Source organism: Streptomyces phaeolivaceus (assembly GCF_009184865.1).
GTDB classification, from domain to species: Bacteria; Actinomycetota; Actinomycetes; order Streptomycetales; family Streptomycetaceae; genus Streptomyces; species Streptomyces phaeolivaceus.
Window position 1 is genome coordinate 4,558,122 of sequence record NZ_CP045096.1, and the last position, 24,224, is coordinate 4,582,345.

The window sequence follows — 24,224 nt, forward strand, 5'->3', positions numbered from 1 at the left end:
TGACGGTTGCCCCGTCGGCCGTGCGAGGGTGAGTCGCTCAATGAGCTTGGAACCACTGGAGGAAAAGGTATGAGCCTGGCCCGGAAAAAGGACGTCATGACGGTGAAGGGGAAGATACCCCAACAGCCGCGTGTGGCTCCCTCCTCCCCCGGAACGACCGTGCAACGGATGCTCGCCCTCCAGAGCACCGCCGGGAACAGGGCCGCGGCCGAGATGGTGCGGCGTGGCGGGCTGCCGGAGGCGCAGGCACCCCATCAGCACGGTCCGGCGTGCGGGCACCGGGAGCGGGCGGCGGTGCAGCGCTGCGCGACCGATGTCACCGTGGCGCGGGCCGAGGATGAGCACGAGCACGCTCACGACACCGGGCCGGAGGGGCAGAGCGCGTTGTTGGCCGCCGCCATGAAGTCGCCGAGCGCGGCGCTGCCCGCGTCGGTCGTGGCGAAGGCCGGGGCGTTCTACCAGAACGACGCCCTCGCCTCCACGCGCGTCCACCAGGACGTGGTGGCCCAGCGTGCCACGGAGGCCATGGGGGCCGCGGCCATGACCGTCGGCAACCACATCTTCCTCTCCGCCGGGGCCGCCGCCAGCGAGGAGCTGATCGGCCACGAACTCAGCCACGTCGACAAGAACCTCAAGGGCGTGCCCGAGACGGGCCACAACAACGGCGCCGGAGTCACCGTCACCAACCCGCGCCAGAATTCCGAACGGGACGCCGAACGGGACGGTCACGCCTACGCCGCCGGTCAACGGACCGCCCCGTCCCTCGTCGCGTCGCAGACGGGGGCGAACGCCTCCGCCGGGCCCGTGCAGCGGATGCTGGAGGAAGGACAGTCGTCGGAGGAGGGGCGACGGATCGCCCTCCAGGACGGTCCGTCGGAACTCAGCGGTGAGGACCACGTCGCGTCGCTGCCCGAGGACAGCGATCAAGAAGTGATCCTCCAGCGCGGCATCACGCCCACGCAGCGGAAGGCCATGGTGAAGGAGGTCATCCGCGGCTCCTTCATCAGCCTTTCGAAGATGACGGCGAAGCCCGACGAAGATGCCACGAAGCCCGACCCCGAACATGTCCGGGGATACGTGAACCAGGATAAAGACAACCCCGAAGTCGCCAAGCTCATCGAGTTCTCGACGAAGTCCCATATCGCCACCGGGTTCGCCGGGGAGGCCTCCTTCGGCATCGTGCTCACCATCAAGATCAAGAGGAAGTTCCTGGCGAAGGGCGCGACCGGTAACGAGAGCGGCTGGATCGCGCGACAGGGAGCGCCCTACGACATCGTCGGGATCGAGCGGAAGGACCAGGGGGTGGACAAACTGACCCCGCTGACCGAGGGAGAGTTCCGCGAGGTGGTCAAGAAGGAGGAGATGGCCGAGTTCCTTCTCAAGATGCAGGACCCGGCAGACAAGGCGCAGCACATGAGCGCGATCGAACCTTCGAAGAAGATGGCCGAGGTGCAAAAACTTTTCGCCTACAACAAGGCGGTGTACGGGCCCTAGTCCTGTGACCGGGTCGCAGCACTAGGCGAACGGGTTGCCGTGACCCGGTAGCTGTCGCCCCGGCGGCAGATACCGCAGCCGCCCGCCCCGGTCGGTCACCGGCGTGAACCCGGCGGCCTGGAGCTGCGCGGTGTACCGGACGTTGCGACGCCGGGTGGCGGCGAGCCCGGCGTACACCAGCCCCATGAGCGCGACCCAGGAGCCGACGGCGACGCCGACACCCGTGGCGCTGTCCACGAACGCCAACCCGATGCCCGCGACCAGCCCGGCGAACCCGAAACCCGCGATGACCGCCCGCTGCTTGTCGGTGTACTGATGGCCCAGGTCGAACACCATCCGCGCCTTGAGGAGTTCGAGTTCGTCGCCCACGACGGGCGGCAGCTCACCCCCGTCCCGGGCGTCGGGATACCGCGCCCGGTTCCGCGCGGCACGCTCCCGGGCCTCGGGGTTCAGCGCGGGCACGAGACGCAGCGCCATCTTGTTGTCGACGGAGATGTTCAGGTCCACGTACTCGTACCCGAACTGCTCGGCGATGAAGGCGAGTCGGGTGAGCCCCGTCATCGTCGACATGCCGAAGACCAGCTCCACGGGCTCACCGCTCTCCATCTTCCGCAACATCTTCCGCACACGTCTCTTCCCCACCACGCACCTCCGAGGCTCAAGCTCCCAGCTTCGAGCCCTCTTTTCAAGGAATGGGAGGCGGGCCTCAACCCACCCTCCCACCCGGTGAGTTGACTTGACGCGTTCGACTTGCCACACACGGTGACGATGCTGGTACCGTTCCCGGAGACAAATCAGCCCCCGCCAGATGCAGCGAACATCTGAAACGGGGGCCTGACCTACGAGATCGCCGTCTGACAAGGAGACCGATCCCATGGCTGACGCCAACCTTAGTCCTGTCCCCATGCCCACGCACCCGGACCCACCCCCTCCGCGCACCCACCCCCTCGCCGGCCCCGGCTACGGCAAACGCACCGCCCCCGGCCAACACCCCCGTACGGCCCACGACTTCACGGACCTCCCACCCCGCGAAGCAGCCATCGCCGCGTACATCGACCGCCTCCCCGGCGGCGCCGACATCTCCGTGAAGACGCTGGCCAAGGAACTCCCGTACGGGCAGTGCGCGCTCCGCACGGCCCTCAACAGGCTCCAGGAGGCGGGCCACTTGCGCCGGGGCCGGGAGCACGTGACCGCCGAGTCGGGTAGCTCCCGCTGGATCACCCGATCGTGGTTCTCCAGGACCGCACGGGACGACGGCTGGTGGGCGAGGTTCACCCGGGGTGACGTACCGCAGGAATCGCACAAACCACCGCCGACCCGCTCCCGCGCCCACATCCTGCTCGCCGCCCTGGGCCGGGAGACCCCCGCCCTCTCCCTCTCCCAGGCGGACTGCGCGGAGCTGGCGCCCCTCCTGCTGCCATGGTTCGAACGGGGCGCGACCGACGAGACGATCCACCGGGCCCTGACCTCCGGCCTCCCCACGCCCGTCCACAGCCCGGCCGCCCTCCTCCGCACCCGCCTGGTCACCAAGCTGCCCCCGGAACAGGCGCCCGCCCCCGCCCCCGCCCCCGTACGCCCGCCCCTCCGCATGCTGGAATGCGCCAAGTGCCGCGCCCCGGGCCGCCCGGAGGCCCTGCCGGGCGGCATGTGCGGCGCCTGCCGAGGCGAACGCGCCCCCGCCCGCCCCCGTCAACATCACGCTCAAGACCGAGAAGCTCAAGGACTACGCCTGACCCGGGGCGCCGAGCCCTCGACACCGGGCCCGCGACACTCGCGAGCCCGGCGTCATCATCCCTCCGCCTCAGCTGAGCGACCCCAGCGCCGCCGGCTCGAACGCCTTCAGTTCGTCGAAGCGGCCGTCGAGCACCTTCGCCGCCCACTCGGGGTCCTGGAGCAGCGCGCGGCCCACGGCGACGAGGTCGAACTCCTCGGCCTCCAGACCGTTCAGCAGATCGTCGATGCCCTTGAGCGTCGCCCCCTCACCGGCGAACGCGGCGAGGAACTCCCCGTCCAGACCGACCGAGCCGACCGTGATGGTGGGCTTGCCGGTGAGCTTCTTCGTCCAGCCCGCGAGGTTCAGCTCGGAACCCTCGAACTCCGCCTGCCAGTAGCGGCGCGTGGACGCGTGGAACGCGTCGACACCGGCCGCCACCAGCGGGTTCAGCAGCGCCTCCAGCTCCTCGGGCGTCTCGGCGAGGCGCGCGTCGTACGCCTCCTGCTTCCACTGCGAGTACCGGAAGATGACGGGGAAGTCGGCCGACACCGAGTCCCGTACGGCCGCCACGACCTCCGCCGCGAACTTGGTGCGGGCGACGAGGTCACCGCCGTAGGCGTCGGTGCGGCGGTTGGTGCCCGCCCAGAGGAACTGGTCGATGAGGTAGCCGTGGGCGCCGTGGATCTCGACGCCGTCCATGCCGATGCGCTCGGCCTCGGCGGCGGACTTGGCGAAGGCCGCGACGACCTCGTCGATGTCGGCCTGGGTCATCGCCCGGCCGCCCGCCGCCTCGGTGCCGTCGGGCCGCAGCCCGGAGGGGCCGAGGACGGGGGCCTCGGGGAAGAGCTTGCCCTGCTGCCGGACGGTCCCGATGTGCCACAGCTGCGGGACGATCGTGCCGCCCCCGGCGTGCACGGCCTCCGCGACCTTCGCCCACCCGGCGAGCTGCTCCTCACCGGCGAACCGCGGCACCCCGTCCAGGTCCCCGGCCGTCTCGTGCCCGACGTACGTCCCCTCGGTCACGATCAGGCCGACCCCCGCGGCGGCCCGTCGCCCGTAGTACGAGGCCACGTCCGCCCCCGGCACACCACCGGGCGAGAACACCCGCGTCATGGGCGCCATGGCGATCCGGTTCGGAACGGTCAGCCCGTTGATCGTGACGGGCCGGGACAGCACTTCGGCGGCACGGGAGGTGGGCGCGGTGGTCACGTGGGGACTCCTAGGAGGGAGAGCGGAATCAATTCCATGCGCACGCATATAGCGCACGTCCCTCCGCACAACCGCCCCCGCCTACGCGGAATTCCACCGGCGCGACGGCATCGGTGTGACCCGTGACACGCCCCGGAAACGCCCGAGGGCGGCACCCCCCGTTTCCAGGGGGTGCCGCCCTCGGTACCGCAGGACGGTGATCGACCGGGGTCGATCAGAAGTCCATGTCACCGCCCGGCATACCGCCACCGGCGGGCGCGGAGGACTTCTCCGGCTTGTCGGCGATGACGGCCTCGGTGGTGAGGAAGAGCGCGGCGATGGAGGCGGCGTTCTGCAGGGCGGAACGCGTGACCTTCGCCGGGTCGATGATGCCGGAGGCGATCATGTCGACGTACTCACCGGTCGCGGCGTTGAGGCCGTGGCCGACCGCGAGGTTGCGGACCTTCTCCACGACGACGCCGCCCTCAAGACCACCGTTGACGGCGATCTGCTTGAGCGGGGCCTCCAGGGCGAGCTTCACGGCGTTGGCGCCGGTCGCCTCGTCACCCTCCAGCTCCAGCTTCTCGAAGACCGAGGAGGCCTGCAGCAGGGCCACGCCACCACCGGCGACGATGCCCTCCTCGACGGCCGCCTTCGCGTTGCGAACGGCGTCCTCGATGCGGTGCTTGCGCTCCTTCAGCTCGACCTCGGTCGCGGCACCGGCCTTGATGACGGCCACGCCGCCCGCGAGCTTCGCCAGGCGCTCCTGGAGCTTCTCGCGGTCGTAGTCCGAGTCGCTGTTCTCGATCTCGACGCGGATCTGGTTGACCCGGCCCTGCACCTGCTCGGTCTCACCGGCACCGTCGACGATCGTGGTCTCGTCCTTGGCGATGACGACCTTGCGGGCGCGGCCCAGCAGGTCCAGCGTCGCGTTCTCCAGCTTGAGACCGACCTCCTCGGAGATGACCTCGCCGCCCGTGAGGATGGCGATGTCATTGAGCATGGCCTTGCGGCGGTCACCGAAGCCCGGGGCCTTGACCGCCACCGAGCGGAAGGTGCCCTTGATCTTGTTGACGACCAGGGTCGACAGGGCCTCGCCCTCGATGTCCTCGGCGATGATCAGCAGCGGCTTGCCGGACTGCATGACCTTCTCCAGAAGCGGGAGCAGGTCCTTGACCGAGCCGATCTTGGAGTTGGCGATGAGGATGTAAGGGTCCTCCAGCACCGCCTCCATGCGCTCCATGTCGGTCGCGAAGTACGCCGAGATGTAGCCCTTGTCGAAGCGCATGCCCTCGGTGAGCTCAAGCTCCAGACCGAAGGTCTGCGACTCCTCGACGGTGATGACGCCTTCCTTGCCGACCTTGTCCATGGCCTCGGCGATCAGCTCGCCGATCTGGGTGTCGGCGGCGGAGATGGAGGCGGTGGAGGCGATCTGCTCCTTGGTCTCGACCTCCTTGGCCTGGTCGAGCAGCGCACCGGAGACGGCCTCGACGGCCTTCTCGATACCGCGCTTGAGGGCCATCGGGTTGGCACCGGCGGCTACGTTGCGCAGGCCTTCCTTGACCAGGGCCTGGGCGAGAACGGTCGCCGTGGTCGTACCGTCGCCGGCGACGTCGTCCGTCTTCTTGGCGACTTCCTTGACCAGCTCGGCGCCGATCTTCTCGTACGGGTCCTCGAGCTCGATCTCCTTGGCGATGGAGACACCATCGTTGGTGATCGTGGGGGCGCCCCACTTCTTCTCGAGGACGACGTTGCGGCCCTTGGGGCCGAGCGTCACCTTGACGGCGTCCGCGAGCTGGTTCATGCCGCGCTCGAGGCCGCGCCGCGCCTCCTCGTCGAACGCGATGATCTTGGCCATGTGAAGTGGTCCTCCCGGACTGGGGTGGATTGCTCCGGACCGCGCTGGCGCCCGCGACGGACGGCTCGCCTGCCTCGTGGTTCCTTGCCCCACATGGCCTGCGGGCCTCACCGACCCGATCCTCGTTGTCACTCTCACCTTCAGAGTGCTAACGCCAATGATTAGCACTCGCCCCCTGCGAGTGCAAGCGGCTCTTGATGATCCGCAGGTGAACGCGCCCGTGCGCCTCCCGTGCGCGACCCCCCGGCGAGCCCGCCCCCGGGCACACGGAAGGGCTCGCACCCCCGTACAGGGATGCGAGCCCTCCGATGAAGAACGAAGAACGTCGCTGCGTTAAAGCCCGGCGCGCACTTCAGCCGGCCGCGAGTCGGACCATGTCCGCCTGCGGCCCCTTCTGACCCTGCGAGATCTCGAACTCGACCCGCTGGCCCTCTTCCAGGGTGCGGTAACCGTCCATCTGGATCGCGCTGTAGTGGACGAATACATCCGCACCACCGTCGACCGCGATGAAGCCGTACCCCTTCTCCGCGTTGAACCACTTGACGGTGCCCTGAGCCATGCCTAACTCCCCTATTACTGGCCCTTGCACAGATCCACACTTCGCGGATCCGGGTCAGACCTCACCCCCCAACGGTTGGGGGTGTGCGCCGGAACGCGTCGACCGCGGCCGAATGTATCTGTCCAACTGCCCTCTGCAACAGGTCAATGGGACGAGAATTCTGGACACGACCGGTCGGGAATGTACGAACAATTCGCCCGAATTCAGGGCAAGTCGGGCCCCATAAAAGGGAAGAAATACGCAAAAGGCCTGCACACTTTGGCTACTTCATATAGGGCGTGCGGCGCGATCAAATATGCGCCCGGCATGCAATCACTACGGTGATCGGACCGGGTTCCCCAACTGTACCGCGCTCAACCATAGAGAATTGCCCCCTCCGCTTCTCTCGCGGAGGGGGCAATTCGATGAACTCTCGGTAATCAAAGTTACCGACGGTTACTACCGGCGGGTACCGACCGGCGGTCAGCCACCGGCGACCGCGGGAATGATCGACACACCCGCACCGTCCGGAGTCGCCGTCTCCAGCCCCTGCTCGAACCGGACATCGTCGTCGTTCACGTACACATTCACGAACCGCCGCAACTTGCCCTGATCATCCAGAACCCGGGCGGCGATCCCATTGTGGTTCTTTTCGAGATCGGCGATGACTTCGCCAAGGGTGGCCCCCTCGGCGGTCACCTCGGCCTGCCCACCCGTGTAGGTGCGAAGGATGGTGGGGATGCGGACGGAAACGCTCACGATGGGACCTCCGGTCGGGAATGTGTGCTGTTCGAGGCGGTCTTACGCGAGACCGGCCTCATGGAACGAATCGAGGTTGGGCCGGATGGTCGCGGTCAGCCCGGTCCCGGCCACCGCGTCCAGGGTCTTGAGACCGTCCCCCGTGTTGAGGACGACGGTCGTCAGCGTCGGGTCGAGCACCCCGTCCTCGATCAGCTTCTTCGCGACCCCCACGGTCACCCCGCCCGCGGTCTCCGCGAAGATCCCCTCGGTCCGCGCCAGCAGCTTGATCGCCTCGACGACCTGCTCGTCCGTCACGTCCTCCACGGCCCCACCGGTCCGCCGCGCGATGTCGATCACATACGGCCCGTCCGCCGGGTTGCCGATCGCCAGCGACTTCGCGATGGTGTTCGGCTTCTGCGGGCGCACCACGTCGTGCCCGGCCTTGAAGGCCACCGACACCGGCGAGCACCCCTCCGCCTGCGCACCGAAGATCTTGTACGGCTTGTCCTCGACGAGCCCGAGCTTGATCAGCTCCTGGAGCCCCTTGTCGATCTTCGTGAGCTGCGACCCGGAGGCGATCGGCACCACCAGCTGGTCGGGCAGCTGCCAGCCGAGCTGCTCGCAGATCTCGTACGCGAGGGTCTTGGAGCCCTCCGCGTAGTACGGCCGCAGATTGACGTTCACGAAGCCCCAGCCCTCGCCGGCCGGGTCGCCGATCAGCTCGGAGCAGAAGCGGTTCACATCGTCGTAGTTGCCCTCGATGCCGACCAGCGCGCCGCCGTAGACGGCGGCCATGACGACCTTGCCCTGCTCCAGGTCGTGCGGGATGAACACACAGGACCGGAAGCCGGCGCGGGCGGCGGCGGCGCCGACGGCACCGGCCAGGTTGCCCGTGGAGGAGCAGGAGAGGGTGGTGAAACCGAAGGCACGGGCCGCTTCGAGGGCCTGGGCGACGACGCGGTCCTTGAAGGAGTGCGTCGGATTGCCCGAGTCGTCCTTGATGAAGAGCTTGCCGGTGTCGACGCCGAGCGCGGCGGCCAGGTTGTCGGCCTTGACGAGCTGGGTCCAGCCGGGGTTGATGTTCGGCTTGGTGGCCACATCGGCGGGGACGGGCAGGAGGGGCGCGTAACGCCAGATGTTCGCGGGCCCGGACTCGATCCGCTTCCGCAGCTCCTCCGTGTCGTAGGAGGAGTAGTCGTACGCGATCTCCAGCGGCCCGAAACACTCCTCGCAGGCGAAGACCGGTCCGAGAGGTACGCGGTGTCCGCACTCGCGACAGCTCAGGGCGGCGGCGGGGCCGAGGTCTACTGTGGAGGCGGAGCCGGATTCGGATTCGGTGGTGCTTGCAACAGTCTGCGCAGCCATGGAGGCGAGGCCCTTTCTCCTCATCTTCCTCACGACGCACTTCGCCGTGAGACGGATTTGGCACCTTCCCGAGCCGGGAGCCTCACCACGATGACGATGATCGAATGACGATGATCGGATGACGTGGTCAGACCGGCTGGAGGGTTGCCGGGGCTTCATCGGGCCGTATCCCTCTGCCCCTCTGGATGAGCGGTATTTGGTTGTATACGCCGACGGGCACCGACATGCGATGGTCACCAGCGTTGTCCAAGACTGTAACCGAAGGCCAGGACAGTTGAGAGAGCCGTCCGAACCGCGAGATGAACGCAGAGGAGCCGCGCACTGTGCTGAAGGAAGTCGAGCGCTGGCTGAGCACCCGCTCCTGGTCCATGTCCGACCGCCCGCTCCACAAGATCATGGCCGCCAAACGGGCCACGGGACAGACGGTCAGCGTCGTCCTGCCCGCGCTGAACGAGGAGGAGACGGTCGGCGACATCGTCGCGATCATCCGTCATGACCTCATGCGGCAGGTCCCGCTCGTCGACGAGATCGTGGTCGTCGACTCCGGTTCGACCGACCGGACGTCCCAGGTCGCGGCAGCCGCCGGGGCGAGGGTCGTGCACCGCGACGCGATTCTGCCCCGCCTCCCGGCCGTCCCCGGCAAGGGCGAGGTGCTGTGGCGGTCGCTCCTGGTGACCTCGGGCGACATCGTCTGCTTCATCGACGCGGACCTCAAGGAGTTCTCGTCGGACTTCGTCTCCGGGATCGTCGGCCCGCTGCTCACCGACCCCGGTGTGGACCTCGTCAAGGCGATGTACGACCGGCCCCTCGGCTCCGCCGCCGGCCAGGGCGGCCGTGTGACCGAACTCATGGCCCGCCCCCTCCTCAACATGCACTGGCCCCAGCTGGCCGGCTTCGTCCAGCCGCTCGGCGGCGAGTACGCGGCGCGGCGGTCGCTGCTGGAGCAGCTTCCGTTCCCCGTCGGCTACGGCGTCGAGCTGGGCATGCTGGTCGACGCGCTGCACCTCGTCGGCCTCGACGCGCTCTCCCAGGTCGATGTGGGTGTCCGCAAGCACCGGCACCAGGACGGGGCGGCACTGGGGCGGATGTCCGCGGCGATCTATCGCACCGCCCAGCTGCGGCTGGCCCGCGGCCACCTGATCCGGCCCGTCCTCACCCAGTTCGAACGCGGACGCGAGGGCTTCGAGCCGCGCACGTACTCGGTGGACCTGGAGGAACGGCCGCCGATGGTGGATGTCGAGGAGTACGTGGAGCGCAAGGCGGCGTGATCTTTTGGGGCGGCGGGGGTGCGTTGCGTTGTCGGGTGCGGGTCCGGTGGGGGCTGGTCGCGCAGTTCCCCGCGCCCCTGAAAAAGCAGGGGCCGCGCCCCGTGCTTTTTCAACGGCCCGCAGGGGCCGTTGTTCTCAGGGGCGCGGGGAACTGCGCGAGAAGCCCCACCGGACCCCCACCCGCCGACGAACGCCGCACCCCCCACCCCACTGGGCACTCCTGTATACGGCCGAACCCCACGTTTGACCGGCGGAGCCCTTGGCTAGGTTGAGCCCTATGGCCTCCACACGCGGTGCCCAGATCCTCGTCGCCTCCAACCGCGGCCCCGTCACGTACGCACAGGACGACACGGGCGCCCTCACAGCGAAGCGCGGCGGCGGCGGCCTCGTGTCCGGGCTCTCCGCGATCGACCCGGAGTCGGGCGCGGTCTGGGTGTGCTCGGCACTCGGCGACGGCGACCGCGAGGCCGTACGACGCGGAGTCGCAGAGCCGGGCGTACGGATGCTGGACATCCCGGCCGACGTGCACCACGACGCGTACAACGGCGTCGCCAACTCCACGCTGTGGTTCGTGCACCACATGCTCTACCAGACCCCGCTGGAGCCGGCCTTCGACGCGGAGTTCCGCCGCCAGTGGGCGTCGTACGAGACGTACAACCGCGCCTTCGCCGAGGCCCTCGCGCAGGAGGCGGCGGACGGCGCGGCCGTCCTCGTCCAGGACTACCACCTGACCCTGGCCCCCCGGATGCTCCGCGAACTCCGCCCCGACCTGCGGATCGGCCACTTCTCGCACACCCCGTGGGCACCCGTCGACTACTTCCGGCTGCTCCCCGACGACATCGCCGCCCAGGTCCTCGACGGCATCCTCGGCGCCGACCGGGCCGCGTTCCTCACCCGGCGGTGGGCGGACGCGTTCACCGAGTGCGCGCGTGCCGTCCTCGGCCCCGACGCCCTGTCGGGCACCCGGATCGGCGTGCACGGCCTGGGCGCCGACGCGGACTTCCTGCGGACCCGCGCGCACCAGGCGGACGTCGACGACCGCGTCGCCCTGCTGCGGGAGCAGATCGGTACGGCCCCGGACGGCCGTCCGCGCCGCACGATCGTCCGCGTCGACCGCACGGAGCTGTCGAAGAACATCGTGCGCGGCCTGCACGCCTACCGGCACCTCCTCGACGAGCACCCCTCCTGGCGCGAACGCGTCGCGCACATCGCCTTCGCGTACCCGTCGCGGCAGGACCTCGCGGTGTACCGGGACTACACGGCCGAGGTCCAGCGGGTCGCGGACGACATCAACGAGCGGTACGGGACGCCGGGTTGGACCCCGGTCATCCTCCATCTGAAGGACGACTTCGCCCGCTCCCTGGCGGCGTACCGGCTCGCGGACGTGGCCCTCGTCAACCCCATCCGCGACGGCATGAACCTGGTCGCGAAGGAGGTGCCGGTGGTCTCCGACGAGGGATGCGTGCTGGTGCTGTCGCGGGAGGCCGGGGCGTACGAGGAGTTGGGGGACGACTCGGTGGTGGTGAACCCGTACGACGTGGTGGGCACGGCGGCGGCGCTGCACGAGGCGCTGAGTGTGCCGGTGCACGAGCGGGCGGAGCGTTCGAAGCGGCTGGCCGCGGCGGCTACGGCGTTGCCGCCGACGCGGTGGTTCCTGGATCAGTTGAGGGAGTTGGAGGGCGCCCAGTAGCTCGGGGGGGGTCGGCGTTCGTCGGCGGGTGGGGTTCGGTGGGGCTTCTCGCGCAGTTCCCCGCGCCCCTGAACAACCGCCCCTGCGGGCCGTTGAAAAAGCACGGGGCGTCCTCTGCCTATGCGTGACCTATACGTGCTCGGCGATGGCTGCCAAGAGGCGTACGACTCCCGCCGGGCCGTCGACCACCAGGTCCGCCCGCTCCGACAGCTCGCTCACCTCTGTGCTGCCGCTGCAGACCAGCAGGCCCGGGGTGCCCTCGGTGCGGAGTTGTTCGAGGGTGGCGAAGGCGGGGAGGTCGCCGAGGTCGTCGCCGGCGTAGAGGACGGACTCGGCGGCGGTCTCCGTCAGGTAGTCGCGGAGGGCTACGCCCTTGTCCATGCCCGGGGGGCGGAGTTCGAGGACCAGACGGCCGGGTTCGACGATGAGGCCGTGGCGGGTGGCGAGGTCGGTCAGGGGGGCGCGCAGGGCCTCGAACGCGGCCTGGGGGTCGGTGGCGCGGCGGGTGTGGACGGCGAGCGCCCGGCCCTTCTCCTCGATCCAGGTGCCCTGCCAGGCGCCGACGCTGTCCAGGAAGCCGGGCAGCTCCGCGCGGACCGCCGCGACACCGGGGTGCGGGGCGGGCGCGCTGACCGTGCCGGTGACGGCGTCCCAGCGTTCGGCGCCGTAGTGGCCGAGGACGACGAGGCGCTCCAGGCCGGGGACACCGGCGAAGCCGCCGTGGCGGACGGCGACGCCCGCGGGGCGGCCGGTCACCACGGCGACGGAGGCGACCTTCGGGGCGAGGGCGGCGAGGGCGGCGACCGCGTCGGGGTGCGCGCGGGCCTGCTCGGGGTCGGGGACGATCGGGGCGAGGGTGCCGTCGAAGTCGAGCGCGATCACCGTACGGCCGGGGCGGGCGAGGATCGCGTCCAGCGCGTCCCGTCCGGCCGGGGTCACGGGTGTCGGCAAGGTGGCCTTGGGGGCTTCGGGGGCTTCGGGGTTCTCTGCGTCCTTGTGGCTGCCCATGTCCGCGACCCTATCCGCGATCGGTCAGCTCGCGCTTCGTCATCGCCTCGTCATCGCCTCGTCATCGCCTCGTCATCGCCTCGTCATCGCCTCGTCATCGCTCGTCCCGGCGGGACGCCCGGACTCTCCTCAGCCGGTTCACCGTGACCGGGTCGTGGGCGAGGGCGCGGGGGTCGTCGAGCAGGGCGTTCAGCAGCTGGTAGTACCGCACGGGTGCGATGCCCAGCCGCTCCCGGATGGCCCGCTCCTTGGCCCCCGGCCCCACCCAGCCCTGCCGCTCCACGGCGAGGATGGCTTGTTCACGATGGCCCAGCTCGTCCATGGGAGGACGGTAACGGACGGGTGTGACATTCGGCCGCGGGTGCGTGGGGGCTTCTCGCGCAGTTCCCCGCGCCCCCAAGAGCAACGGCCCCTGCGGGCCGTTGAAAAAGCACGGGGCGCGGCCCCTGCCTTTTCAGGGGCGCGGGGAACTGCGCGAGAAGCGCCACCGGACCCGCACCCGCCGACGAACGCCGCACCCCCCACCCCACCAGGCGCCCTCACTCCCGATCAGCGACAGTCGCCGTCTGCTGCAGTTGCTCCAGCACAACCCCCGGCTTCGCCCCAGGCCGCACCGCCCGTCCGATCTGCTCCTTCACCGCCGCGCTGACATCCGCCCAGGACGTCTTCCCGACGGGATACAACGCCGCGCTGGGCAACTCGTCGAGGAACGGCGCCAACCCCGCGTCACGCGACGACGCGGCCATCTCCTCCGACGCCGAAGCGGTCACCGGCAGCAGGTCGTACTCACGGGAGAAGTCGAGCACGTTCTCGTCGCTGTAGACGAAGTCGAGGAAGTCCCCGATCTCCTCCCCGTGGCCGTTCTGCTTGAAGGCCATCATCCAGTCGGTCACCCCCATCGTCGCGTGCTCCCGCCCGTCGTACCCGGGCATCGCGGCCGTGCCGTACTCGACCCCCTGGTCCGCGGCCATCCGCATCAGACTGGGGTGCCCGTTGAGCATGCCGACCTCCCCGCGCGCGAACGCCGTGAACGCGTCGGCGCGGTTGAGTTCGGCGGGCGCGGTGGGCCCGGTGAGGCCCTTGTCGACGAGCTTGTTCTTCAGCCAGGTGAAGGTCCGCACGTTCTCGTCGGAGTCGAGCCGGTAGGTGCCGACGTCGTCGGTGTAGCCCGCGCCGCCGCTGAGCAGCCACTGCATGGTCTCGGCCTGGGCCTCCTCGGGCCCGAGCGGCAGGGCGTACGGGGTCTCGACCCCCGCCTCGTCGAGGGCCTGGGCGTCGGCCGCCAGCTCGCTCCAGCTGCGCGGGGCGCTGTCGATGCCCGCCTCGGCGAAGAGCTTCTTGTTGTAGAAGAGGACGCGGGTGGACGCCGCGAACGGCATCCCGTACGCGACCCTGCGCACCTTGCCGGAGTCGGCGAGCTGGGGCAGGAACCCGGCCTGGACCGGTATCGAGAGCAGGTCGTCGACCTCGTAGAGCCGGCCGGCCGAGGCGTAGTCGGCGTACGTGCCGGCCTGCGCCAGGTCGGGCGGGTCCCCGGCGGCGACCATCTCCTTGATCCTGCGGTCGACGTCGTTCCAGGAGTAGACGCTGACGTCGACGTCGACGCCCGGGGTCTTCTTCTCGTACGCCTTCACGACCGCGTCCCAGTACTTCTGGGAGCTGTTCGCCTCGGAGTCGCCGTAGTCGGCGGCGACCAGCTTCAGGGTGACGCCGGGGCCGCTCGTCTCCGAGGCACCGCAGCCCGCAAGCGTCGCCATCAGTCCCAGCGCCGACAGGGCGGCCAGTGCCGCCGTTCCGCCGTTCCCGACGCCGGTCTTCGTTCGCCGCTGCCGCTGCCGCTGTCCCACTCGTAGTGCCCCAACCTGTCGTACCGGCCCCGCGCACAACAGCCTGGATCACCGGCCCGTGTTCAATGCCGTCAATCTCTCAACTACTCGAACCTTCTCGAACTTCTCCATAAGGTCTACACCACGCGAGTGGACTAGACCTCTCGCGGGTCGAAGGGCCACACTGTTCTCCGTGAGACATGTCATCGCCCTCGATGTGGGCGGCACCGGGATGAAGGCCGCACTGGTCGGGGCCGACGGCGAGCTGCTGCACCAGGCGCGCCGGGCGACCGGGCGCGAGCGCGGGCCCGATGCCGTCGTCGCGTCGATCCTCGACTTCGCCGCCGAGCTGCGCGCGTACGGCGAGCGGCGCTTCGGCGAGCCCGCGGCCGGAGCCGGGGTCGCCGTGCCCGGCATCGTCGACTCCGGCCGGGGCGTCGCCGTCTACGCCGCCAACCTCGGCTGGCGTGACGTCCCGCTGCGCGCCCTCCTCACCGAGCGGCTGGGCGGTGTCCCGGTCGCCCTCGGCCACGACGTGCGCACCGGCGGGCTCGCGGAGGGGCGGGTGGGCGCGGGCCGGGGCGCGGACCGCTTCCTCTTCGTGGCGCTCGGCACCGGCATCGCCGGCGCGATCGGCGTCGACGGCCGGGTGGAGGCCGGCGCCCACGGCTTCGCGGGCGAGATCGGCCATATCGTCGTACGGCCCGGGGGCATCCCGTGTCCGTGCGGGCAGCACGGCTGTCTGGAGCGGTTCGCCTCCGCGGCGGCCGTCAGCCAGGCCTGGGCGGAGGCGTCCGGCGACCCGGAGGCCGACGCGGCGGACTGCGCCAAGGCCGTCGAGTCGGGCGACCCGCGCGCGAGCGCCGTCTGGCGGACCGCCGTCGACGCCCTGGCCGACGGCCTCGTCACCGCCCTCACCCTCCTCGACCCCCGCACCCTCATCCTCGGCGGCGGCCTGGCGGAGGCCGGCGAAACCCTGTTCACCCCCCTGCGCGCGGCCGTCGAACACCGGGTCACCTTCCAGAAGGTCCCCACCATCGTCCCGGCCGCCCTGGGAGACACCGCGGGCTGCCGAGGCGCCGGCCTGATGGCCTGGGACCTCCTCACCCCCACAGCCCCCACGGACCCTTCGGAGGTAACCACCTGATGCCCCCCGCACTCGCCGACACCGGGTCCGACAGCAGCGCCCCGTCAGAGGCCGCGCGTCCTGCCGCCGGTCCCGACAGCGCCCCGTCAGGGGCGCGGGGAACTGCGCGACCAGCCCCCACCGACCCGCACCCGCCGAACACAGCGCAACCGTTCACCCTGGACGGCGCCAACGTCGTCCTCCCCACCGGCACGGTGAAAAACGGCCGCCTCACCATCGACGGCACCAAAATCGCCGCCAACCACCCCGAGAACGCCCACACCATCGACGTCCGCGCCCACTGGGTGGTCCCCGGCTTCATCGACCTGCACAACCACGGCGGCGGCGGAGCCTCCTTCACCTCCGGCACCGTCGACGACGTGCTCCACGGCATCCGCACCCACCGCCTGCACGGCACCACCACCCTCGTCGCCTCCACGGTCACCGACGACATGGACGGCCTCGCCCACCGCGCCGGCCTCCTCTCCGAACTCGCCGAGCAGGGCGACATCGCGGGCATCCACTTCGAGGGCCCGTTCATCTCCCCCTGCCGCAAGGGCGCGCACCTGGAGGAACTCCTGCGCGACCCCGACCCGGCGGAGGTCCGCAAACTGATCGACGCGGCGCGCGGCCGGGCCGCGATGGTCACCCTCGCCACCGAACTCCCGGGCGGCCTCGACTCCGTACGCCTCCTCGCCGAACACGGCGTCATCCCGGCGATCGGGCACACGGACGCGACGTACGAGCAGACGGTCGAGGCCATCGACGCGGGCGCGACCGTGGCGACCCATCTCTTCAACGCGATGCCGCCGCTGGGCCACCGCGAGCCCGGCCCGATCGCGGCGCTGCTGGAGGACGAGCGGATCACGGTCGAGCTGATCAACGACGGGACGCATCTGCATCCGGCCTCCCTCCAGCTGGCGTTCCGTCACGCGGGCGCCGCCCGGGTCGCGTTCATCACCGACGCGATGGACGCGGCCGGTTTCGGCGACGGCCGCTACACGCTCGGCCCGATGGCGGTGGAGGTCGTGGACGGGGTGGCCCGGCTGGTGGAGGGCGGCTCGATCGCCGGCTCGACGCTCACCCAGGACCGTGCCCTGAAGCGAGCCGTCACCGTCGACGGCCTGCCGATCGAGGACGCCGTCGCCGCCCTCTCCGCCAACCCGGCCCGCCTCCTCGGCCTCTACGACCGCGTCGGCTCCCTGGAGCCCGGCAAGGACGCCGATCTCGTCCTGCTCGACGCGGACTTCGGCCTCAAGGGTGTGCTGCGCAAGGGCGAGTGGCTGGTCGACCCGTTCGGCGACCGCCCCTCGCCGGCGGATCCCAACTGACCTGATCCGTCGGTTTGTTGACGTGCCACACGGAATACGGCGGCTGGTCCGGAGGGCTGGGCCGACCGCCGCCCGTTTGGCATGATCGAGCCTCCGCGCAGCCGAGACTCAAGGGGGCGGGCTGACCCCGGCGGAACCACGGGAATTCCTGGCATTACCTGCCGCGCCCGATATGATTTGAACACGTCAAGTTAGCTTCAGCCCGACAGAAGGAAGACCCAGAGTGCGCAAGTCGATTACGGCGGCCGGGTCCATCGGAGCAGCATTACTCCTCACCGTAAGTATGGCTGGTTCTGCATACGCAGATTCATACCGCGGATGCACCACCACGGGCGCCTCCGGCCAAGTGAGAATATCGAACTGGACGGACCCCACCGCCAAGATCAGCATTCATGGCGAGCTAACGGACACCAAATCGGACGACCACCACGCCCGCATGCGCCTCCTCACCCAACGGGCAGATGGCTCAATCCACTACTGGCCATGGCGCAAGAACACCGGCGGAGTGGGCACCAGCACCTTCGACACCACCGCAGAGGACAGCGATCGAGGAATCTTCGAGGCTGGTGTAGAAGTGGCTCGATTCGAGAAGGACGAAAAGCTTAATTCCTGCACAGACTGGTAGAAGCTTTCTCGCCAGGAGCGCCACCGAGACACATGACCTGGTGAAATAAGTGCTACCCAAGATTAGCCCCGTGCATGAGGCATGCGCGGGGCCTCTCTCTTACTCTCGGGAGGCGGCGCCTTTCCAAGAACAGTCGATCAGTCGTCGACCCAGTCCTTGACCAACCACAGCTGGTCGATGTTGGCGTCACACTGATTGCCCTGCTCGCACGAGATCTTGATCTCGTTGGTTCCCTCGTTGAGCTGGATGAAGTTGTAGGTCTCCGTCCAGCCCTTCTCGTAGTCGCCGTCCTTGGCGTTCGCCCAGTTCTTCATGTCCACGGGGTTCGTGGACGCCGTCCCGTTCACCGAGAGGGTGGCGGTGGCATCCTTGCCCGGTACCCCGTAGCCCGTGTAGAGCGTGTACTTGCCGCTCTTCGGGATGTCCTTCACCTTCCATGTCACCGACGAGCCGACCGAGTTGAAGTTGCCGACGTAGAACCCGCCCTCCGACTTCGCGCCGGGAACGTCGGACGCGATCGCCGCGGCGCCGCCGAGGAGGAGGGTCTTGGCCTCTGCCTTGGGGAGTTCGGTCTTCTCCGCCTTCTTCGACTTGCCGGCCGACGGGCTGGGATCGGCGCTCTCCCCGGTGGTCGGGGTCGTGGACGCCCCGGTGTTGTCGCCGGAGGCGTCGTCACCGTCGTCGCCTCCGAACATGGCGACGCCGATGCCGATCACCACGGCCGCCACGACGGCGATCGCGCCGATGAGGAGGCCCTTGGTGTTGGGGCCCCGGCCGCGGCCACCGCCCCCACCGCTGCCGTGCGCCTGCTGACGAGTCGTCTGCGCGCCGCCGCCACCGAAGCTCTCGGGGGCCTGGTAGTGCGCGTTCGGCTGGCCGGGGCCGGCCTGCGGCTGCCCGTAACCCTGCTGTGGGACCTGCCCGTACTGGGCGGTCGCGGCCTGTGGAGCCTGCTGGGTCTGCTGCCCGTACTGGCGTTCGCCGACCGGTCGCACCCGGTTGACCGCGTTGGGGTAGCCGTAGCTCCCGCTGGGCGGCTGGGCTCCTCGGGCCTGCCCGTCCTCATAGAGGTAGCCGAACGGGTCGTCGTCCTCGGGCGTGCTCGCGCCGTTGTTGCCGGGCGTCATCGGACATCTCCTACCTGACCGCCAGCGGATGCGACTGGGGCCTGTGTGTTCTGTTCTTCTGCCCGGACGGCATAGCTATAGCCATCCGCCCTCTGGAGCAGGCTCACATGTTGATGGCCGATGCCTTGCACGATGCCGTGTGAGGTGCGGATGTTGAAACGTCCTGACGATCGGACAGCAACCCGGCCCGTGTACGTGCCTGCCTTCTTGCCGACGGGCACGACCGCCCGCACGAGATCGCCCGTCCGGAAGCCGAAATGAGTCTTCGTGCGAGGCAGCGCGAGGCGCGGAAAACCGTGTTTGTCCGTACGGGTGCGTGCGTAGTCACCGCGCCCGGTGGCGACGGCGATCAGCGTGCTCGACGCATAGCGGACAACGCGACATCTTGATCCGACCTCGCCGACAGCCAGGGCATCGAACGTGTGCGACTTGGCCAGTCGGAACAGATCCCGGTTGTACTTCGTTCTCCCGCCGGACCAACACGAGACCGGGTGCCCAAGCGCGCGAAGCCTCTCAGAAAGCCGATCACGGGTTGCGTTCATCGCTGCCGCGTCCCTCAAAGGGAGCTTCACCTCTCGCTTGAGTTTCGCAACAACCTCAGGCCGGTCCTTCAAGAAGTCCTCGATCGGGCGGGATGCCTTGGCCTGATTACAGGGGGCACAGGACAGCGTGAGGTTCGAGACACGGTCTGATCCGCCCCGCGCTCTGGGCTGAACATGCTCGACCTGGAGGGGGACATCACTCTGGCCGCAATAGGCGCAACTCCGTCCCCACTTCTCAAGCAGGTAATGACGCAGCTCGTATCCAGCAAGGGTTCCTTGTTGGTATTCGACCCCCTTGAGCTCCCGTCCGGCCGCCATGGCGTGAGTATCGAACGCAACCCGCTCGACATGGACCTCGGTCAGGGGAGCGAGCTGTGACAGGCGCTGCACTTGAGACCAAGTCGTGTCAACCCTGTGCTGCAGAGAAGGAGGCAACCAGCCCTCAGTGGAGCGACGGTTGTCGAAACGGGGGGCTCGATAGCGTGTGTTGGCCACTCGCCGCCGCCTCCGGTAGCCCGCGCGCCGTTCCATACCCTTCCGGATGGCCGCACCACGGTGCACCAGCTCCATCGCGTACAGACCACGTCGAAGAACCATGACTTCACCACTGCTGTCGGGCATCCGAGTGATGTCGTCAGTCAGAGCAATACCCGTGGCCTTCGATCCTGGGTCGATACGCACAGCGACGCCCCCGACTTCCGAATCCTCCAGGAGACGGTCCTTGATACGGATGGCGAAGGGAGTGTGCCGGGCCACAACCGCCCGCCCCTTCCTCAGGAGTTCACGTGCACGAGCCGGATGGCAGGGCATGAGCGGTCGCCCCTTGCGGTCCAGAACGAACACCCTTGGCGCCCCTGCGCCGGGCGCTGACCGCTCGCGCAGCTCTGGTAGTCCCGGTGCCCTGTCGTCGCGCGTCATCCGTTCCCTCGCTGATGGTGCTGCCGTCACCGACAGCGCGTTCTCCGGCGCTCACAGCCAGAGTGTGAGTGCCGTGTGACTCCCGCATGCGAAGGTGATCGCGTCACGGGTATCCCCTCGCCCATGTTCCGTGCCGGCTTCCCTGTCTTGATCAAGGCAGGGCCCTGTACCCCGTTTCGTCCCTGCTCCAAGAGGTGTCTGCAGGTACAGGTTCCAGAGCAGGCCGCTGAGGAAGCACGGCCAGGTGGGTCAGCACACCCACACGGAACGTAGCCATCAAGGTCACCCCCTCATCGGCGACGGCTCGGGCTGGTCATTCAGAGCCTCATCCACTGCGTGAGCGAGGCCCGGCCACCTGGCCGGGGAGCGAATGACCCCTAGGTCTCCTCAATGCGAGCGAGCCTACCCGCTCGCGTAGGTCCAAACGGGTGACTCGGACCTCATCGCCGGGCCGGGCCACCGCCCACCAGCGGACTTCCCCCCGCGACCCGCCGCTGACCTGGGCTTTTGCCGGGGTGTCTCGGACGTCACTCCGGGCGCTATCCGGCCCGTCTGTGCTGCCTGGGACGAGATCGTTTCTCGACGTACATCCGCTCGTCAGCTGATTTCAACACCTCGTCCGCCGTCATTCCGCAGTGCGCCCATCCGATGCCGAAACTGGCGCCGACGCGCATCGCGCGGCCGTCGACCCGGATCGGCTGGATGATCTCGTTGCGCAGCCTTACGGCGAGGTCCTGGGCGTCCGCGCGGCCGAGGCCGTCGGCGAGGACGACGAACTCGTCACCGCCCAGCCGGGCCACCGTGTCGCCGTCGCGCACACCCCGGCTGAGCCGCCGGGCCACCTCGATGAGGACGGCGTCGCCCGCGTTGTGCCCGAACCGGTCGTTGATCGACTTGAAGCCGTCGAGGTCGCAGAAGAGCACCGCGAGCCCCTTCGTCCCGTCGTCCCGCTCGTCCTCGGGGGCGACGGTGTGCACATGGTGGTCGAAGGCGTCGTACGGCCCGCCCGCCGCGTGGAAGTCGAAGGCGTGCCCGCCGTGGCCCGCGGCCTCGTACTCGTCGAACGACGGGTGCGGCAGCCGGGCCGGCTGCTCGGCGCCGCCGTACTCCCCCGGTTCCCCGAACTGTCCGAAGGCCGCGTTCATCGAGTCGGCCACGTTCATCGCGTCGGCCGGCTCACCGGCGGGGAGGGACTGGGGGCGCTGACAGAGGCGGGCGGCGAGGCGCGAGCGCAGCTCGGCGGAGTTCGGCAGGCCGGTGAGGGCGTCGTGCGAGGCGCGGTGGGCGAGTTGCAGCTCGCGCCGCTTGCGCTCCTCGATGTCCTCGACGTGGGTGAGCAGGAAGCGGGGCCCGTCGGCGGCGTCCGCGACCACGCTGTTGCGCAGCGACACCCAGACGTACGTCCCGTCGCGGCGCCCGAGCCGCAGTTCGGCGCGCCCGCCCTCGGCGGAGGTCCGGAGCAGGGTGCCTATGTCCTCGGGGTGGACGAGGTCGGAGAAGGCGTAGCGGCGCATCGCGGAGGCGGGGCGGCCGAGCAGTCGGCAGAGCGCGTCGTTGGTCCGCAGGATCCGGCCGTGCTGGTCGCCGCCCATCTCGGCGATGGCCATACCGGAGGGGGCGTACTCGAAGGCCTGTCGGAAGGATTCCTCGCTGGCGCGCAGCGCCTGCTGCTCCCTTTCGAGCCTGACCAGTGCACGCTGCATGTTGGCGCGCAGCCGAGCGTTGCTGATCGCGATGGCGGCCTGGAAGGCGTACATCTGGAGCGCTTCGCGTCCCCATGCGCCCGGTCGGCGACCGTTTCGCGGCCGGTCGACGGAGACCACTCCGAGCAGCTCACCGCAGGAGGTGCCGCCGGCGCCCGGGGTGTACATCGGGGCGAAGAGCCGGTCGGAGGGGTGCCATTCGTCCTCGAAGCGGGGCGCGGGGCCGTCGGTGTACCACTGGGGGACGTCGTCCTCGTCCAGCACCCAGCCCTCGGTGTGGGGTATGAACCGCAGGTCGCCCCAGGCCTCGCCCATGTTGAGCCGGCGGTCCCAGGAGGCGCGGGAGCCGACGCGGCCGGTGATGAGGGCCTCGGCCGCGCTGTTCCCGGAGAGGGCGGCGACGACCAGGTCGCCGTCGGGGCGGACGAGGTTCACGCAGGCCAGTTCATAGCCCAGGCCGTTGACCACACCGTCGGCGACGGTCTGCAGCGTGTCGGCCAGGCTGCGCGCGGTGTTCATGTCCGCCATCACCTGGTGCAGCTGCCGCAGCGTCGTCAGACGGACGTAGGGCTCCGACTCGGTCTCCATTCGCCCTCCCCCCGATATCTCGTGGCAGCTCCAGGCTCCAGGTAACCTGCTCAACCTGCTCGACCGGCTTAACTCGCGGGCTTACAACCGCTTACAGTTCCCGCTTACAGCTTGCAGCGTCCCCGCCACTGAATCACAGCGCGAAGCCCACTCGGTACACAGGGTCAACAAAATATGGCTCCTGTGACTCAAGTCACAACAGAAGATGAGCAATTGAGTGGAGTTTATGCGTTTCCCTCGTGCGTTTCCTGAACAGAATTCAGAACTCTGTGTAGGCACTGTGAGCGGTGTTGAGCGGGGGTTGCGCGGAGGTGACGTGGCCCTAGGTCGGAGGTCCGGGCGGGGGTCCGGCGCTGGGCCGATGTGGTGGTCGGGTGGTGCGGTCCAGCGTGCGGAGGTGACCGTTTCCCCTCCTCCTTTCCCCCCTTCTCCCGTTTCTCTCGCGAATCCGCCGGTGGCCGCCGAGGCGACGCGGGCCGCCCCCGCTTTCCTGCCCTCCCTCCCCGGCGGGCATGCTGAGGGGGTGAGTGAAGACGAGTTCCGTGCCGCGATGTCCCGGCTGGCGGCCGGTGTGGTTCTGGTGACCGCGCACGAGGCGGCGCTGGATCCGGAAGGGCCGCGCGGCGAGGACGTCGGGATGACGGCCACCTCCTTCATGTCGGTGTCCCTCGACCCGCCGCTCGTCATGGTCGGCCTCCGCGAGGGCTCCCGCATGGACGATCTGCTCGCCGAGCAGCCCCTGTGGGCGGTCTCCGTCCTCAGCGACCGGCAGCGCACGGCCGCGGCCCGCTTCGCCATGAAGAACCGCGTGAGCGACCGCCTCCTCTTCGCGGACCTCCCCCACACCCGCGGCGGGATCACCGGCGCCCCTTTGATCACCGGCGCCCTGGCCACCCTCGAATGCCGCACCGAACAACGCGTGCCCGCCGGCGACCACACGCTGGTCATCGCCAGGGTCCTCGCGTCGACGTCCCCCGGCACGGACGGCTCCCCACTGACGTATTTCCGGGGCCGCTACAGGCAGTTGGCGCCGTAGACCGCGCCCGTCGGGGGCGCGGGGACTGCGCGGCCGACCCCCCGTCACCCCCGGTCACCCCCAGTCGCGCCCCGACCGCCCCCGCTTGGTGTCGGACCGCTGCTTCTTCTCCCGCAACCGCCGCTCGTTGATCCCCCGGGGAATCCGCGTCGCCCGCCGCGGCTTCGGCGGCGGCGCGGTCGCCTCCGCGAGCAGCGCCGCGAGCCGCACGGCCGCGGTCTCCCGGTTCCGCCACTGCGACCGGTGCTCGGACGCCCGCACACTGACGACCCCGTCGACGAGCCGCCCCGCGAGCCGCTCCAGCGCACGTGCCTTCCACACCTCGGGCAACGCCTCGGTGTTCGCGAGGTCGAACCGCAGCTCGACCTGCGAGTCGCTGGTGTTGACGTGCTGTCCACCGGGACCGGAGGAACGGGAGAAACGCCACATCAGCTCGGCCTCGGGAAGCGAGACGGAGCCACGGATGACGTGAGGACCGGACATGCCCCCATGGTCACCCGAATGTCCGGTCCACGTCACGCTCTTTTCCGGAGCCGGG

Annotated in this window: 20 protein-coding genes, 1 pseudogene and 1 riboswitch; of the genes and pseudogenes, 8 read left to right on the forward strand and 13 right to left on the reverse strand. The window is 69.4% G+C overall.

Annotated features, from left to right (window positions below; all coding sequences use genetic code 11):
• Positions 1 to 69 precede the first annotated feature (69 nt).
• Positions 70 to 1,494 carry an eCIS core domain-containing protein gene (locus tag F9278_RS21355; protein ID WP_152169783.1) on the forward strand — a complete coding sequence of 475 codons (1,425 nt, stop codon included), beginning with the start codon at positions 70 to 72 and terminating at the stop codon, positions 1,492 to 1,494.
• Positions 1,495 to 1,515: 21 nt separating this feature from the next.
• Here the strand turns inward: F9278_RS21355 and F9278_RS21360 are convergent, their stop codons facing one another.
• A complete protein-coding gene (locus F9278_RS21360) occupies positions 1,516 to 2,121 on the reverse strand; it encodes a hypothetical protein (RefSeq protein WP_152169784.1) in 606 nt (201 codons plus the stop codon).
• Positions 2,122 to 2,398: 277 nt separating this feature from the next.
• Between F9278_RS21360 and F9278_RS47240 the strand changes: the two are divergent.
• Positions 2,399 to 3,181, forward strand: a pseudogene (locus F9278_RS47240) (hypothetical protein); the annotation flags it as partial.
• Positions 3,182 to 3,295: 114 nt separating this feature from the next.
• On the opposite strand, the gene F9278_RS21370 reads toward F9278_RS47240, so the two are convergent.
• The 5 genes from F9278_RS21370 to thrC form a co-directional block, all read right to left on the reverse strand.
• Positions 3,296 to 4,417: an NADH:flavin oxidoreductase gene (locus F9278_RS21370; protein ID WP_152169785.1), complete on the reverse strand. Its 1,122-nt coding sequence runs from the start codon at positions 4,415 to 4,417 to the stop codon at positions 3,296 to 3,298.
• Between the two features lie 214 nt (positions 4,418 to 4,631).
• A complete protein-coding gene (gene groL / locus F9278_RS21375; protein ID WP_152169786.1) occupies positions 4,632 to 6,254 on the reverse strand; it encodes a chaperonin GroEL in 1,623 nt (540 codons plus the stop codon).
• A gap of 352 nt (positions 6,255 to 6,606) precedes the next feature.
• Positions 6,607 to 6,813 (reverse strand): cold-shock protein, encoded by a 207-nt coding sequence (locus F9278_RS21380; protein ID WP_005486335.1) that lies wholly within the window; start codon positions 6,811 to 6,813, stop codon positions 6,607 to 6,609.
• A gap of 462 nt (positions 6,814 to 7,275) precedes the next feature.
• Positions 7,276 to 7,551 (reverse strand): ubiquitin-like small modifier protein 1, encoded by a 276-nt coding sequence (locus tag F9278_RS21385; RefSeq protein WP_152169787.1) that lies wholly within the window; start codon positions 7,549 to 7,551, stop codon positions 7,276 to 7,278.
• Between the two features lie 42 nt (positions 7,552 to 7,593).
• A complete protein-coding gene (gene thrC, locus F9278_RS21390; protein ID WP_152169788.1) occupies positions 7,594 to 8,898 on the reverse strand; it encodes a threonine synthase in 1,305 nt (434 codons plus the stop codon).
• 17 nt (positions 8,899 to 8,915) lie between these two features.
• Positions 8,916 to 9,090, reverse strand: a riboswitch (SAM riboswitch).
• Positions 9,091 to 9,221: 131 nt separating this feature from the next.
• Between thrC and F9278_RS21395 the strand changes: the two genes are divergently transcribed.
• Positions 9,222 to 10,166, forward strand: coding sequence for a glucosyl-3-phosphoglycerate synthase (locus F9278_RS21395; RefSeq protein ID WP_152169789.1), 945 nt, complete (start codon positions 9,222 to 9,224; stop codon positions 10,164 to 10,166).
• A 277-nt stretch (positions 10,167 to 10,443) separates the two neighbouring features.
• Complete coding sequence (locus tag F9278_RS21400) at positions 10,444 to 11,856, forward strand: alpha,alpha-trehalose-phosphate synthase (UDP-forming) (RefSeq protein ID WP_152169790.1); 1,413 nt, start codon at positions 10,444 to 10,446, stop codon at positions 11,854 to 11,856.
• A 129-nt stretch (positions 11,857 to 11,985) separates the two neighbouring features.
• On the opposite strand, the gene otsB is transcribed toward F9278_RS21400, so the two are convergent.
• The 3 genes from otsB to F9278_RS21415 form a co-directional block, all read right to left on the reverse strand.
• Positions 11,986 to 12,864 (reverse strand): trehalose-phosphatase, encoded by an 879-nt coding sequence (otsB, locus tag F9278_RS21405; protein ID WP_152169791.1) that lies wholly within the window; start codon positions 12,862 to 12,864, stop codon positions 11,986 to 11,988.
• A 94-nt stretch (positions 12,865 to 12,958) separates the two neighbouring features.
• Positions 12,959 to 13,186, reverse strand: a complete 228-nt coding sequence (locus F9278_RS21410; RefSeq protein WP_152169792.1) for a DUF3263 domain-containing protein — start codon at positions 13,184 to 13,186, stop codon at positions 12,959 to 12,961.
• Between the two features lie 217 nt (positions 13,187 to 13,403).
• A complete protein-coding gene (locus F9278_RS21415; RefSeq protein ID WP_152169793.1) occupies positions 13,404 to 14,711 on the reverse strand; it encodes an extracellular solute-binding protein in 1,308 nt (435 codons plus the stop codon).
• Between the two features lie 172 nt (positions 14,712 to 14,883).
• Here F9278_RS21415 and F9278_RS21420 point away from each other — a divergent pair, with 172 nt between their 5' ends.
• From F9278_RS21420 to F9278_RS21430, 3 genes are all read left to right on the forward strand, one after another.
• Entirely contained in the window at positions 14,884 to 15,837 is a 954-nt protein-coding gene (locus tag F9278_RS21420) for an ROK family protein (RefSeq protein ID WP_152169794.1), read from the forward strand.
• Entirely contained in the window at positions 15,837 to 17,147 is a 1,311-nt protein-coding gene (nagA, locus tag F9278_RS21425; RefSeq protein ID WP_193241567.1) for an N-acetylglucosamine-6-phosphate deacetylase, read from the forward strand. The genes F9278_RS21420 and nagA overlap by 1 nt, the downstream gene beginning before the upstream one ends.
• A 223-nt stretch (positions 17,148 to 17,370) precedes the next feature.
• Positions 17,371 to 17,772 (forward strand): hypothetical protein, encoded by a 402-nt coding sequence (locus F9278_RS21430; protein WP_152169795.1) that lies wholly within the window; start codon positions 17,371 to 17,373, stop codon positions 17,770 to 17,772.
• Between the two features lie 137 nt (positions 17,773 to 17,909).
• Here F9278_RS21430 and F9278_RS21435 read toward each other — a convergent pair whose 3' ends face one another.
• The 3 genes from F9278_RS21435 to cdgB all read right to left on the reverse strand — a co-directional run bounded on the left by F9278_RS21435 (position 17,910) and on the right by cdgB (position 22,650).
• A complete protein-coding gene (locus F9278_RS21435; RefSeq protein ID WP_152169796.1) occupies positions 17,910 to 18,899 on the reverse strand; it encodes a carbohydrate-binding protein in 990 nt (329 codons plus the stop codon).
• Positions 18,896 to 20,284 (reverse strand): RNA-guided endonuclease IscB, encoded by a 1,389-nt coding sequence (iscB, locus tag F9278_RS21440; RefSeq protein ID WP_152169797.1) that lies wholly within the window; start codon positions 20,282 to 20,284, stop codon positions 18,896 to 18,898. The genes F9278_RS21435 and iscB overlap by 4 nt, the downstream gene beginning before the upstream one ends.
• Before the next feature lie 614 nt (positions 20,285 to 20,898).
• On the reverse strand, positions 20,899 to 22,650 hold the full coding sequence (gene cdgB, locus F9278_RS21445) for a diguanylate cyclase CdgB (RefSeq protein ID WP_152169798.1): 1,752 nt from the start codon (positions 22,648 to 22,650) through the stop codon (positions 20,899 to 20,901).
• A 523-nt stretch (positions 22,651 to 23,173) separates the two neighbouring features.
• Here cdgB and F9278_RS21450 point away from each other — a divergent pair.
• Complete coding sequence (locus tag F9278_RS21450) at positions 23,174 to 23,686, forward strand: flavin reductase family protein (protein WP_193241568.1); 513 nt, start codon at positions 23,174 to 23,176, stop codon at positions 23,684 to 23,686.
• A gap of 54 nt (positions 23,687 to 23,740) precedes the next feature.
• Here F9278_RS21450 and arfB read toward each other — a convergent pair whose 3' ends face one another.
• Positions 23,741 to 24,169, reverse strand: a complete 429-nt coding sequence (arfB, locus tag F9278_RS21455; RefSeq protein WP_152169800.1) for an alternative ribosome rescue aminoacyl-tRNA hydrolase ArfB — start codon at positions 24,167 to 24,169, stop codon at positions 23,741 to 23,743.
• Positions 24,170 to 24,224 lie beyond the last annotated feature (55 nt).

Bases quoted from the DNA above. Each gene is read 5' to 3' on its own strand.
- F9278_RS21355 (WP_152169783.1), top strand. From the start codon at position 70: ATGAGCCTGGCCCGGAAAAAGGACGTCATGACGGTGAAGGGGAAGATA.
- groL (WP_152169786.1), bottom strand. From the start codon at position 6,254: ATGGCCAAGATCATCGCGTTCGACGAGGAGGCGCGGCGCGGCCTCGAG.
- F9278_RS21380 (WP_005486335.1), bottom strand. From the start codon at position 6,813: ATGGCTCAGGGCACCGTCAAGTGGTTCAACGCGGAGAAGGGGTACGGC.
- thrC (WP_152169788.1), bottom strand. From the start codon at position 8,898: ATGGCTGCGCAGACTGTTGCAAGCACCACCGAATCCGAATCCGGCTCC.
- F9278_RS21400 (WP_152169790.1), top strand. From the start codon at position 10,444: ATGGCCTCCACACGCGGTGCCCAGATCCTCGTCGCCTCCAACCGCGGC.
- otsB (WP_152169791.1), bottom strand. From the start codon at position 12,864: ATGGGCAGCCACAAGGACGCAGAGAACCCCGAAGCCCCCGAAGCCCCC.
- F9278_RS21410 (WP_152169792.1), bottom strand. From the start codon at position 13,186: ATGGACGAGCTGGGCCATCGTGAACAAGCCATCCTCGCCGTGGAGCGG.
- nagA (WP_193241567.1), top strand. From the start codon at position 15,837: ATGCCCCCCGCACTCGCCGACACCGGGTCCGACAGCAGCGCCCCGTCA.
- F9278_RS21435 (WP_152169796.1), bottom strand. From the start codon at position 18,899: ATGACGCCCGGCAACAACGGCGCGAGCACGCCCGAGGACGACGACCCG.
- cdgB (WP_152169798.1), bottom strand. From the start codon at position 22,650: ATGGAGACCGAGTCGGAGCCCTACGTCCGTCTGACGACGCTGCGGCAG.
- arfB (WP_152169800.1), bottom strand. From the start codon at position 24,169: ATGTCCGGTCCTCACGTCATCCGTGGCTCCGTCTCGCTTCCCGAGGCC.